General features: G+C 72.6%; 11 protein-coding genes, 1 pseudogene and 1 riboswitch. Of the genes and pseudogenes, 5 read left to right on the top strand and 7 right to left on the bottom strand.

Annotation, left to right across the window (positions count from 1 at the left end; translation table 11 throughout):
- Positions 1-6 precede the first annotated feature (6 nt).
- Positions 7-705, top strand: a complete 699-nt coding sequence (locus I003_RS0125425) for a hypothetical protein (protein ID WP_027774093.1) — start codon at positions 7-9, stop codon at positions 703-705.
- Between the two features lie 112 nt (positions 706-817).
- Here I003_RS0125425 and I003_RS0125420 read toward each other — a convergent pair whose 3' ends face one another.
- Genes I003_RS0125420 through I003_RS0125410 form a run of 3 tightly spaced genes read right to left on the bottom strand, consistent with a single transcriptional unit; the run spans position 818 to position 2,766 of the window.
- Entirely contained in the window at positions 818-2,059 is a 1,242-nt protein-coding gene (locus I003_RS0125420) for a Cmx/CmrA family chloramphenicol efflux MFS transporter (protein ID WP_027774092.1), read from the bottom strand.
- 60 nt (positions 2,060-2,119) lie between these two features.
- Positions 2,120-2,392, bottom strand: a complete 273-nt coding sequence (locus I003_RS0125415) for a DUF4031 domain-containing protein (protein ID WP_027774091.1) — start codon at positions 2,390-2,392, stop codon at positions 2,120-2,122.
- On the bottom strand, positions 2,389-2,766 hold the full coding sequence (locus tag I003_RS0125410) for a hypothetical protein (RefSeq protein ID WP_027774090.1): 378 nt from the start codon (positions 2,764-2,766) through the stop codon (positions 2,389-2,391). The genes I003_RS0125415 and I003_RS0125410 overlap by 4 nt, the downstream gene beginning before the upstream one ends.
- Before the next feature lie 138 nt (positions 2,767-2,904).
- Between I003_RS0125410 and I003_RS0125405 the strand changes: the two genes are divergently transcribed.
- A complete protein-coding gene (locus I003_RS0125405) occupies positions 2,905-3,843 on the top strand; it encodes a MurR/RpiR family transcriptional regulator (RefSeq protein WP_106966339.1) in 939 nt (312 codons plus the stop codon).
- Positions 3,844-4,437: 594 nt separating this feature from the next.
- Positions 4,438-5,373, top strand: a complete 936-nt coding sequence (murQ, locus tag I003_RS0125400; protein WP_027774088.1) for an N-acetylmuramic acid 6-phosphate etherase — start codon at positions 4,438-4,440, stop codon at positions 5,371-5,373.
- Between the two features lie 422 nt (positions 5,374-5,795).
- Here the strand turns inward: murQ and groL are convergent, their stop codons facing one another.
- The 4 genes from groL to thrC form a co-directional block, all read right to left on the bottom strand.
- The gene (gene groL, locus I003_RS0125395; protein WP_027774087.1) at positions 5,796-7,418 is read right to left on the bottom strand and encodes a chaperonin GroEL; all 1,623 of its coding nucleotides are present in this window, start codon (positions 7,416-7,418) and stop codon (positions 5,796-5,798) included.
- A gap of 381 nt (positions 7,419-7,799) precedes the next feature.
- The gene (locus I003_RS0125390) at positions 7,800-8,003 is read right to left on the bottom strand and encodes a cold-shock protein (RefSeq protein WP_018839739.1); all 204 of its coding nucleotides are present in this window, start codon (positions 8,001-8,003) and stop codon (positions 7,800-7,802) included.
- 396 nt (positions 8,004-8,399) lie between these two features.
- Complete coding sequence (locus I003_RS0125385; protein ID WP_027774086.1) at positions 8,400-8,678, bottom strand: MoaD/ThiS family protein; 279 nt, start codon at positions 8,676-8,678, stop codon at positions 8,400-8,402.
- Positions 8,675-9,979, bottom strand: coding sequence for a threonine synthase (gene thrC / locus I003_RS0125380; protein ID WP_027774085.1), 1,305 nt, complete (start codon positions 9,977-9,979; stop codon positions 8,675-8,677). The genes I003_RS0125385 and thrC overlap by 4 nt, the downstream gene beginning before the upstream one ends.
- A 17-nt stretch (positions 9,980-9,996) precedes the next feature.
- Positions 9,997-10,136, bottom strand: a riboswitch (SAM riboswitch).
- A gap of 180 nt (positions 10,137-10,316) precedes the next feature.
- On the opposite strand from thrC, the gene I003_RS37050 reads away from it, so the two are divergent.
- Entirely contained in the window at positions 10,317-11,459 is a 1,143-nt protein-coding gene (locus I003_RS37050) for a glucosyl-3-phosphoglycerate synthase (RefSeq protein WP_027774084.1), read from the top strand.
- Positions 11,460-11,749: 290 nt separating this feature from the next.
- A pseudogene (locus tag I003_RS0125370) lies at positions 11,750-11,906 on the top strand (IS256 family transposase); the annotation flags it as partial.

Raw genomic sequence — 11,906 nt, 5'->3', positions numbered from 1 at the left:
CGCAGAATGGTGACCATGCCCACCCCCGGAGAGAACCAGCCCGCGACACCGGCGCCCGGACCCGCGGACCCCCGCCTCCTCGACCGCTGGACCGCCCTCCTCACGCGCTGCCGGTCCGGCGCCGCGGCCCCCGACCCCGTGCCGTACGGGAGGAACCTGCTGGAACGGTGGGGAGAGCCGCAGCGGCGCTACCACACCGCGGCGCATCTGGCCGCCGTCCTCGACCGCGTCGACGAGCTGGCCGACCACGCCGACGACCCCGACGCCGTACGCCTCGCGGCCTGGTTCCACGACGCCGTCTACCGGCCGGAGCAGAGCGAGAACGAGGAGCGCAGTGCGCGACTCGCGCAAGTCGCCTTGACGGAGGCGGGAGTCGGGGACGAGCGCGTCGCGGAGGTGGCGCGGCTCGTACGGCTCACGGTGAGCCACGACCCGCGGCCCGGGGACCGCAACGGCGAGGTGCTGTGCGACGCGGACCTCGCGGTGCTGGCGGGCACCCCGTCGGAGTACGCCGCGTACGCGGCGGCGGTGCGCGAGGAGTACGGCTTCGTCCCGGACGACGCCTTCCGGGAGGGGCGGGCGGCGGTGCTGCGCCACCTGCTGAAGCTGCCCCGGCTGTTCCGTACGGAGACGGGGCACGCGCGGTGGGAGGACGCGGCGCGGCACAACGTGGGGACGGAGCTGGAGCTGCTGGCAGGCGGCTAGAGCCCGGGCAGGGGGCGGACGGCGCGGGGGTGCACGGGGCCGGGCGTACGGAAGTGGTGGGACGGGCGGTCGCGTTCGGCGGAAGAGTGACAGCCGGGCCCGTCCCGCGTCTCTACCCGGTCGCCTTCAGCGCGCTCTCGGTCGTCGGTGCGCCGCGGGTCACCAGCCTCGTGCGGCGCGTCGCCGAGCGGTCGGCGACCACCGTCATCGCCACCGCGCCCGCCGCCAGGACGGCGCCGGTCCACGCGGTGGCGGCGTAGCCGAGGCCGGCGCTGATGACGAGGCCGCCGAGCCACGGGCCCACGGTGTTGCCGATGTTGAACGAGGACGTGGCGGTCGCGCCGGCGAGGCCCTGGGCGGCACCGGCGACGTCGAAGATCCGGGCGTTGAGGGCGGGCGCGGTGGTGAAGGCCGTGGCGCCGAGGAGGACGGAGAGGGTCACGATCGCCACCGGGTACTCGGCGAGCAGCGCGCACGCCACCAGCACGGCGGCGGTCGCGGAGAGCCCTGCGTACATGGTGCCGAACCGGTACCGGTCCGCCATCCGCCCGCCGACGAGCGTGCCGAGGAACGCCCCGGCGCCGAAGAGCGCGAGCACGGTCGGCACCCAGCCGTCGCCGAGGCCGGCGACGTCGGTGAGGAGCGGGGCGAGGTAGGAGAAGAAGGAGAACGTCGCACCCGCGAAGAGCGCGATCGTGGCCATGGCGAGCCATACCTGGCCGTCGCGGTAGATGCGCAACTCCTCGCGGAGCCGCGGCGGCTCGGCGTCCTCGGCCGTCCCGCCGGGTACCAGCGCCACCACCCCGACGAGCGCGATCGCGGTCATCAGCGTCACGGCCCAGAAAGCGGACCGCCAGCCGAAGTGCTGCCCGAGCAGCGCCCCGCCGGGCACGCCGGCGACGTTCGCGACGCTGAGCCCGCCGACCATGATCGCCATCGCGCGTGCGCGAGCCCCGGCCGGGACGGTTGCGATGGCGACGGCGGCGCCGACGGCCCAGAACCCGGCGCAGGCGAGGGCGCTGACGACGCGGGTGGCGAAGAGGACGGCGTACGAGGTGGAGACGGCCCCGACGACGTGCCCGGCGCCGAAGACGACGAGCAGCCCGACGAGGGTCGTGCGGCGGGGGAGGCGCAGGGTGGCGGCGGCGAGGGTGGGCGCGCCGACGACCATGCCGACGGCGAACGCGGAGATGAGGAGCCCGGCGCGGGGAATGGAGACGTCGAGGTCGTCGGCTATCTCGGGGAGGAGGCCGGAGAGCATGAACTCCGAGGTTCCGAGGGCGAAGACGGCGACGCCGAGGACGTACACGGCGACGGGCAGGCGGGCTCCGGCCCGGGGAGCGGTCGGGGACATGAAGAAGGGAACACCGAGACACGAGGGGAACATTCCTGCGAGCGCGAACGCCTCAGCCGCTCACCGCGCCCGCGGCTTCCTCCCCCGTCGCCGCAACCCCCCGTCCACGAGCCGCCGCAGCAGCTCCTTCGACCCCACTTCCACCGCTCCCCTGCGCACCGCGTCCTCGTAGCGCACCGACGGAATGTCGTAGTGGTCCCCGTCGAACGCCCTTCGCGGTACGCCCATCGACTCCGCGAAAGCGTGCAACTCGTCGTACGACACGTCGCTGACCAGGTGCGACCACATCCGCCCGTGCCCCGGCCACGTCGGCGGGTCCACGTAGACCGTCACGCCGCACCGCCCCCGCCGAGGGTGCCCACCCGGGCGACCACCGCGCCCGTCTTGCCGCAGACCCACCGCGGGGCCGGGCCCAGCTCGGGTTCGACGTCCAGCGCATGCGGGCCCGCGGCGTCGACGTCCTCGCAGACGGGGCACAGCGGCCACCGTCCGTACTTCTCCAGGAGTGCGTCCTGGACGTCCTGGGCCACCAGGCCGTCCACAAACGTCACGCCGTCCGGCCACTGCTCCACCCACCACCGGCGGTGCGCCACGGCATCCTCGACGAACGTGACCACGTCCGGTCCGGCGACATCGGCCGCGCTGAGGTCGGCGAGGATCAGCGCACGGGCGCGGTGCAGCGCCTGCTCCAGCCCTTGGTGCTTCATACATCCATTCTCCCGCAACCGGCACCGGCGCGCCGCGGTCCGCGGCCGTCGCGGCCGGGCACGACCTCGGACCAGGGTTTTCCACAGGCCCGACGCGGGGGGTTGACTCGCCCTCCGTCGCGAAAATATCTTTCGTGTGTGAGCTACAGCGTGAAGGAAACTTTCACTCCTGACACCCCGACCGGACCCGCGCCGCCCGCGCCCGCCGCCCTGGCGGCCAAGGTGCGCACGGTCGCGCCGTCCATGACGCGCTCCATGCAGCGCGTCGCCGAGGCCGTCGCCGGTGACCCGGCCGGCTGCGCCGCGCTCACCGTCACGGGCCTCGCGGAGCGCACCGGCACGTCGGAGGCCACCGTCGTGCGGACGGCGCGGCTGCTCGGCTATCCCGGGTATCGCGACCTGCGGCTGGCCCTCGCCGCCGCCGCGGCTCAGCAGGAGGCCGGGCGGGCGCCGTCGGTCACCGCGGACATAGCGGTGGACGACTCGATGGCGGACGTCATCGCCAAGCTCGCGCGGGACGAGCAGCAGGCGCTGGCGGACACCGCGGCCGGGCTCGACCCCGCGCAGTTGGAAGCGGCGATCGCCGCCATGGCCGCCGCCCGGCGCATCGACGTCTACGGCATCGGTGCCTCCAACCTCGTGGGCCAGGACCTGGTGCAGAAGCTGCTGCGGATCGGCGTCGTGGCGCACGCCTCGCCCGACCCGCACCTGGCCGTGACCAACGCCGTCCAACTGCGCGCGGGCGACGTGGCCATCGCCATCACGCACTCGGGCCGCACGGTCGACGTGATAGAGCCGCTGCGGGTCGCGTTCGACCACGGGGCGACGACGGTGGCGATCACCGGCCGCCCCGACGGCCCCGTCGCGTCGTACGCCGATCACATACTCACCACGTCCACGGGTCGCGAGAGCGAGCTGCGGCCGGCGGCCATGTCCAGCAGGACGGGCCAGTTGCTGGTCGTGGACTGCCTGTTCATAGGCGTGGCCCAGCGGACGTACGAGCGTGCCGCCCCGGCGCTCGCCGCCTCGTACGAGGCACTGGCCCACCGGCACAGCCCGCTCCGCCCGCGGTCCTGACGACGCCCGGCGACTCCCGACGACGACCGATGCACCGGCGACCCGCCCTCCTCCCAGGCGCGGCCCCCGCCCACGGCACCGGACACGCCGGAAGCACCGGACGGGCCACGCGTGCCGGGTATCTCCGGTGTGCCGGGCGTACGGGACGTCTCCCGCGCACCCGACGCGCCCTCGGCACCACCGGGCTCACCTGCACCAGGCGCCGCTCCTGCGCCCTCCACCGCTCGTGCACCAGGTACTCCGCGGACCTTCCGCACCGCTCATGCGCCACGCACCGCCCCCGCACCACTCGCGGGCTTCACCGGCCCGCGGCCACGTACCACCCCGCATCACCTCACGCACCGCCCCAGGCACCACCCCCCGCACCGGCCTGCCCGACGACGTCCCCGCGGGCGTCCGACGGCCGGCTCCCGACCGCACCGCCGTACGACGCCGGCGCCGCCCGGCGGCCGGGCGCGCACCGCGCACCGGACGCCCGCGACGGCAGCCCGACCGCCGGCGACCGCACCACGCAAGCCGCCGTGACCGACCCACCTCCGCGTGCGCGCACCGCCCACCGCGCGCCACGCACCGCATGGAAAGAGCCGCTCCGACATGCCCTCTCCCTCAGCCGAAATCCGCCGGGAGCTGGAAAACCTGACCACCGAGGCGTTCCGTCCTGAGCTGGCGGAGATCGACCGTCTCTCCAGCCTGGAGATCGCCAGAATCATGAACGAGGAGGACGGCGGGGTACCGGGCGCGGTCGCCGAGCAACTGCCGCAGATCGCCGCCGCCATCGACGCCACCGCCGAGCGCATGGCCGGCGGCGGGCGGCTGTTCTATCTGGGCGCCGGTACCGCCGGCCGGCTCGGGGTGCTGGACGCCAGCGAGTGCCCGCCCACGTTCAACACCGACCCCTCGCAGGTCGTCGGCATGATCGCCGGCGGGGACACGGCGCTGCGCACCTCCACGGAGGGCGCGGAGGACAGCAAGGAGCTGGCCGCGTCCGACCTGACGGCGGCGGACCTGGGGCCGGACGACACGGTCGTCGGCATCTCGGCCTCCGGCCGCACGCCGTACGCCGTCGGCGGCGTGACGTTCGCGCGCGCCCTGGGGGCGCTGACCATCGGGCTGTCCTGCAACGCGGGTTCGCCGCTGGGCGCGGCAGCGCAGCACCCGATCGAGGTCGTCGTGGGCCCGGAGCTGATCGCGGGCTCGACGCGGCTCAAGGCGGGCACGGCGCAGAAGCTCGTGCTCAACATGCTGTCGACCATCACGATGATCCGGCTGGGCAAGACGTACGGGAACCTGATGGTCGACGTCCGCGCCTCCAACGAGAAGCTGCAGGTCCGTTCGCGGCGCATCGTCGCGCTGGCGACGGGCGCGGGCGACGAGGAGGTGGAGGCCGCTCTCGCCGAGACCCGCGGCGAGGTGAAGAACGCGATCCTCACCATCCTCGGCGGCGTGGACGGCTCCACGGCGAAGCGCCTGCTCGATGCCTCGCACGGCCATCTGCGGATCGCGCTGAAGGCCGCGACGGACGTGAGCTGACGGCGACGCCGGGCACGGGCGCGGCCGGTACCCGGCCCGGCTCGCCCAGGCCGAGGCGGGCGAGGCGGCCAAGGCGGCCGAGGCGGCGCCCGCACGGGCGAGGCCGGCACCGGCGAGGCCGGCGCGAGCCGGCGCCGGCACCGTGAGGTCGGCCCCGGCAGCGCCGGCACGGACGTGACCGGTACGCGCGAGACCGGTGGACCGGGCCGGCGCGGCGGCGGAGGGGCCCCGGGCGGTGCGGCCTTCGGGCGGGCCGGGACTTCGCCGCGCCCGGAGCGGTGCGGCCCGGCGGGCTTCCGCCGTTCCCCGGCGCCCTCCACGCGCCCGAGGGCGGCACCCCTTCGGGGTACCGCCCTCGGTTCGTCAGTCCGTCCGGCGTCCGTCCGCATGCGCCGCGGACGTCCGGACTTCGCGATCCCGGATCAGAAGTCCATGTCGCCGCCGGGCATACCGCCCCCGGCCGGCGCCTTCTCCTTCTCCGGCTTGTCCGCGACGACGGCCTCGGTGGTGAGGAACAGGCCCGCGATCGACGCCGCGTTCTGCAGCGCGGAGCGGGTCACCTTCGCCGGGTCGAGGATGCCCTCGGTGATCATGTCGACGTACTCACCGCTGGCGGCGTTGAGCCCGTGACCGGCGGTCAGGTTGCGCACCTTCTCCACCACGACGCCGCCCTCAAGGCCGGCGTTGACCGCGATCTGCTTCAGCGGGGCCTCCAGGGCCAGCTTCACCGCGGCGGCACCGGTGGCCTCGTCGCCCTGCAGCTCCAGCTTCTCGAAGACGTGACCGGCCTGCAGCAGGGCCACGCCGCCGCCGGCGACGATGCCCTCCTCGACGGCCGCCTTCGCGTTGCGCACGGCGTCCTCGATGCGGTGCTTGCGCTCCTTCAGCTCGACCTCGGTCGCGGCACCGGCCTTGATGACGGCCACGCCGCCGGCCAGCTTGGCGAGCCGCTCCTGCAGCTTCTCGCGGTCGTAGTCGGAGTCGCTGTTGTCGATCTCGGCGCGGATCTGGTTGACCCGGCCCTGAACCTGCTCGCTGTCGCCGGCACCGTCGACGATGGTGGTCTCGTCCTTGGTGATGACGACCTTGCGGGCGCGGCCCAGCAGGTCGAGGGTGGCGCTCTCCAGCTTGAGACCGACCTCCTCGGAGATGACCTGGCCACCGGTGAGGATGGCGATGTCACCGAGCATGGCCTTGCGGCGGTCGCCGAAGCCCGGGGCCTTGACGGCGACGGACTTGAAGGTGCCGCGGATCTTGTTCACCACGAGGGTGGACAGGGCCTCGCCCTCGACGTCCTCGGCGATGATCAGCAGCGGCTTGCCGGACTGCATGACCTTCTCCAGGAGCGGCAGCAGGTCCTTGACCGCGCTGATCTTGGAGTTGACGATGAGGATGTACGGGTCCTCCAGCTCCGCCTCCATGCGCTCCATGTCGGTGGCGAAGTAGGCGGAGATGTAGCCCTTGTCGAAGCGCATGCCCTCGGTGAGCTCCAGCTCCAGCCCGAAGGTCTGCGACTCCTCGACGGTGATGACGCCTTCCTTGCCGACCTTGTCCATCGCCTCGGCGATCAGCTCGCCGATCTGGATGTCGCCGGCGGAGATGGAGGCGGTGGAAGCGATCTGCTCCTTGGTCTCCACGTCCTTGGCCTGCTCCAGCAGGGCGGCGGAGACGGCCTCGGTGGCCTTCTCGATGCCGCGCTTCAGCGCCATCGGGTTGGCGCCGGCGGCCACGTTGCGCAGGCCCTCCTTGACCAGGGCCTGGGCGAGGACGGTCGCGGTCGTCGTGCCGTCACCGGCGACGTCGTCCGTCTTCTTCGCGACCTCCTTGACCAGCTCGGCGCCGATCTTCTCGTACGGGTCCTCGAGCTCGATCTCCTTGGCGATGGAGACACCGTCGTTCGTGATCGTGGGGGCGCCCCACTTCTTCTCGAGGACGACGTTCCGGCCCTTGGGGCCGAGGGTGACGCGGACGGCGTCGGCGAGCTGGTTCATGCCGCGCTCAAGGCCGCGCCGCGCCTCCTCGTCGAACGCGATGGTCTTGGCCATTGTGTTGAGTCCTCCCGGACAGGGGGGTGGTCTGTGTCCGGACCGCGCTGGCGCCCGCGACGGACGGCCCGCGACCCGCGTGGTTCCCTCCCACCCGGCGTGCGGACCTCACCGAACCGGTCCCGTGCTGTCACTCTCACAGGGAGAGTGCTAACGCAATGATTAGCACTCGCCCCCTGCGAGTGCAAGCGGGTACGGGCTTCTCATGCGCAGAGCGGAACCGGACCGGCGGCATCCCGCACGGCGGACAACGGCCCCCGCACGGCGCGCCGCACCCCGCACCCGGCACGGCAGGCGGCCGGCGGCGGCGGACAGCAGAGGGCCCGCACCCCCTGGAGGGTGCGGGCCCATCGCGAGTCGTCCGTGGTCGATGCCCGGCGCTCAGCCGCTGACGCGGACCATGTCTGCCTGCGGCCCCTTCTGGCCCTGCGAGATCTCGAACTCGACCCGCTGGCCTTCCTCGAGGGTGCGGTATCCGTCCATCTGAATCGCGCTGTAGTGGACGAAGACATCCGCACCACCGTCGACCGCGATGAAGCCGTACCCCTTCTCCGCGTTGAACCACTTGACGGTGCCCTGAGCCATTCCAAACTCCCCTATTGCTGGCCCTTACACAGGACCGCACTCCGCGGACCCGGGTCAGACCTCACCCCCGGATACACGCCGGGGCGTGCGCCGGAACGCGTCGACCGCGGCTGAATGTATCCGCACAGATGCCCAGTGCAACAGGTCAATCGGACGAGAATTCTGCGGACCCCCGATCAGCATATTCCTGACCATTATCCGCTATTCCCTGACAACTCGGGCAGGGCATAACTCACCATCACGACAATTAACTCTCCGCATTTGCGCGGAACTTGTCGCGTTCTCATATGCGTGGAGCATGGGCCACGAGGGGGGAACGCCCCAACCCTATCGCGTGTACGGACATGCGAACGGCCCCACTCCGGATCGGCGGGGCCGTAGGCACGACGAGGGGGTTCAGCAGCCTCCCGCGACCGCCGGAATGATCGAGACTCCGGCCCCCTCCGGGGTGGGAGTCTGCAGGCCATCGGCGAAGCGGACGTCGTCATCGTTCACGTAGACGTTCACGAAGCGGCGCAGCTTGCCTTGATCGTCCAGCACCCGGCCGGCGATGCCGCGGTGGTTCTTCTCCAGGTCTTCGATCACCTCGGCCAGGGTCGCGCCCTCGGCGCTCACCTCTGCCTGCCCGTCGGTATACGTACGGAGGATGGTCGGAATTCGGACGTTCACGCTCATGATGCGAGGCCGGCCTCTCGGAAGGAGTCGAGTGTGGGACGAATGATCGCGCTCGGCCCCGTGGTGGGAGCGACCGCGTCGAGGGTCTTCAGACCGTCACCGGTGTTGATCGCGACGGTGGTCTCGGCCGGATCGATCCGGCCGTCCGCGACGAGCTTCGCCAGCACGCCGAAGGTCACGCCGCCGGCCGTCTCCGCGAAGACCCCCTCGGTACGGGCCAGCAGCTTGACCGCGTCGACGACCTCGGCGTCCGTGACGTCCTCCACCGCGCCACCGGTGCGGCGGGCGATGTCCAGCACGTACGGGCCGTCGGCCGGGTTGCCGATGGCGAGGGACTTGGCGATGGTGTCGGGCCGCACGGGACGCACCACGTCGTGGCCGTCCCTGAAAGCCCGCGAAACCGGGGAGCAGCCGGCCGCCTGGGCGCCGAAGATCTTGTACGGACGCTCCTCGACCAGCCCCGTCGCGATCAGCTCCTTCAGCCCTTTGTCGATCTTGGTGAGCTGGGAGCCGGAGGCGACCGGGATGACGATGTTGTCCGGGAGCCGCCAGCCGAGCTGCTCGCATATCTCGAAGGCGAGGGTCTTGGAGCCCTCCGCGTAGTACGGGCGCAGGTTGACGTTCGTGAAGCCCCAGCCCTCGCCCGCCGGGTCGCCGATCAGCTCCGAGCAGAAACGGTTCACGTCGTCGTACGTGCCCTCGATGCCGACGACGTCACCGCCGTAGACCGCGGCCATGACGACCTTCGCGTGCTCCAGGTCGTACGGGATGAACACGCACGAACGCAGCCCCGCCCGCGCGGCGGCGGCGCCGACCGCACCGGCCAGATTACCCGTGGAGGAACAGGACAGCGTGGTGAAGCCGAAGGCGCGGGCGGCCTCGACGGCGATGGCGACGACCCGGTCCTTGAAGGAGTGCGTCGGGTTGCCCGAGTCGTCCTTGACGTGCAGCGCGCCCGTGACCCCCAGCTCCGCCGCCAGCCGGTCGGCGCGGTGCAGCCGGGTGAAACCGGGGTTCAGGTTCGGCTTGGCCGCCACGTCCGCGGGGACCGGCAGCAGCGGCGCGTACCGCCAGATACTCCGCGGCCCCGCCTCGATGCGCGTCCGCAGCCGGGCGGCGGACTCGGCGTCGCCGCCGGGGAGCTCGTACGCCGCCTCCAGCGGCCCGAAACACGACTGGCACGCGAACACCGGACCCAGCGGTACCCGCTCCCCGCACTCGCGGCACGACAACGCGACGGCAGGGCCCAGATCGGGGCCGCCGTCGACGGCGGCGGGGGTCGGAGCTGTGTCTACAGCCATACTGGCGAGGCCCTCTCTCCTCATCTTCCCCGCGACGCATCTCGCCGCAGGACGGAATTGGCACCATCACCGTCCGGGGCCTCGCAGCGTCGCGAGTGCCGGACGGAGGGTTGCCGGGGCTTCAACGGGCCGTTCCCTCTGCCCCTCTGGATGAGCTCTGTATGGCGCCGGCCCGGCGGGGCCGCCCGGCGCTTTTATGGGGCGTGCGGACCCCGACATAGGGACGTCACGCACGTTGTTCAAGACTGTAACCGACGACCAGGACAGTTGTGAGGGCCGTCCGATACGCGAGACGGCCCTCACACCCACAGGACCACCGGCAAGGGGAGGCCCGCAGGTGCTCGAAGACGTGGAGCAGTGGCTGAGGAAGCGGTCCTGGTCCGCGGCGGACCGGCCGCCCGCGCGGCTCCAGGCGGCCAAGCGCGCGCTGGGAGCGCGCGGGACGGTGAGCGTGGTGCTGCCCGCGCTCAACGAGGAGGCCACCGTCGGGGCGATCGTCACGGCGATCCGGACGGAACTGATGACCACCGCCGACGGCGGACCGCTCGTGGACGAACTGGTCGTGATGGACTCCGGCTCCACCGATCGCACAGCGGAGGTCGCCGCGGCGGCCGGGGCGCGGGTCGTGCACCGCGACGACGTCCTGCCGCGGGTGCCGGCTCTGCCGGGCAAGGGCGAGGTGCTGTGGCGGTCGCTGCTGGTGACCCGCGGCGAGATCGTGTGCTTCGTGGACGCGGACCTGCGGGACTTCGACACGGCGTTCGTGAGCGGGATCGTGGGGCCGCTGCTGACGGAGCCGGACGTGGACTTCGTGAAGGCGGTATACGACAGGCCGCTGGGCGGGGCGGTGGGTGGTACGGGTGATGCCGGTGGTGCGGTGGGCGGTACGGGTGACGCGGTGGCGGGTGCGGCGGGTGACGCGGCGGCTGGCGACTCCGTGGGCGGGTCGGCTGGCGGCTCCGTGGGCGGCTCGGCGGGCGGCTCCGCGGGGGCGGCGGGTTCGGGACCGGCCGTGCGGGGCGGGCCGGGCGGGCAAGGCGGGCGGGTGACGGAGCTGGTGGCCCGGCCCCTGCTGAACCTGCACTGGCCGCTGCTCGCCGGCTTCGTCCAACCGCTGGGCGGCGAATACGCGGCGCGGCGCTCACTGCTGGAACGGCTGCCGTTCCCGGTCGGGTACGGGGTCGAACTGGGCCTGCTCGTCGACGCGCTGCACACGGTGGGGCTGGACGCGCTGGCCCAGGTCGACGTCGGCGTCCGCCACCACCGCCACCAGGACGACCGCGCCCTCGGCCGGATGGCGGCGGCGATCTACCGCACGGCCCAGTTGCGGCTGGCGCGGGGGCACCTCGTACGGCCGCGGCTGACGCAGTTCGACCGGGGCGAGGACGGGACGTTCGAGCCGCGGACGTACGGGGTCGACACGGAGGAGCGACCGCCGATGGAGGAGATCCGGGAGTACGTGGAACGCCGCGCGGCGTAGCCCTCGCCGGGCGGGCGACACCGGGCCGGTGGCGGGCCGGAGGGGGATCCCCGAACCCGCCCCTTCCCGAAACTCGGGGCTCCGCCCCGAGACCCCCCGGGGGCTCCGCCCCCACACCCCCACCGGGGCTCCGCCCCGAGACCCGGCAAGGGCTCGGCTGCGTCCTGGGAAGTGGTGTACGGGGTTCGACCTGTTCCGGGGGTTTGCTCCGGCGTCAGGGTGAGTCCCGCATAGATGAACGGCCACCGGCTGATCTTCGAAGTGTCAAAGCCTCGAAGGAGATCAGCACGATGACCGCACCTGACAGTCTGCCCCTGCATGCCCTGACCGAAGACCATCTCGCCGCGGCGAGTCCGGATCTGCTGCGCGCGATGGTCAAGATGTTCGCCGACGCACTGATGTCCGCGGAGGCCAATGCGCTCTGCGGCGCGGAATACGGGCAGGTCA

The sequence above is a fragment of the Streptomyces sp. CNQ329 genome, from assembly GCF_000482585.1.
Note: the sequence above shows the minus strand (reverse complement) of the source record. Positions and strands in the feature narration are given on the sequence as shown.

Bases quoted from the DNA above. Each gene is read 5' to 3' on its own strand.
- I003_RS0125425 (WP_027774093.1), top strand. From the start codon at position 7: ATGGTGACCATGCCCACCCCCGGAGAGAACCAGCCCGCGACACCGGCG.
- I003_RS0125420 (WP_027774092.1), bottom strand. From the start codon at position 2,059: ATGTCCCCGACCGCTCCCCGGGCCGGAGCCCGCCTGCCCGTCGCCGTG.
- I003_RS0125410 (WP_027774090.1), bottom strand. From the start codon at position 2,766: ATGAAGCACCAAGGGCTGGAGCAGGCGCTGCACCGCGCCCGTGCGCTG.
- murQ (WP_027774088.1), top strand. From the start codon at position 4,438: ATGCCCTCTCCCTCAGCCGAAATCCGCCGGGAGCTGGAAAACCTGACC.
- groL (WP_027774087.1), bottom strand. From the start codon at position 7,418: ATGGCCAAGACCATCGCGTTCGACGAGGAGGCGCGGCGCGGCCTTGAG.
- I003_RS0125390 (WP_018839739.1), bottom strand. From the start codon at position 8,003: ATGGCTCAGGGCACCGTCAAGTGGTTCAACGCGGAGAAGGGGTACGGC.
- I003_RS0125385 (WP_027774086.1), bottom strand. From the start codon at position 8,678: ATGAGCGTGAACGTCCGAATTCCGACCATCCTCCGTACGTATACCGAC.
- thrC (WP_027774085.1), bottom strand. From the start codon at position 9,979: ATGGCTGTAGACACAGCTCCGACCCCCGCCGCCGTCGACGGCGGCCCC.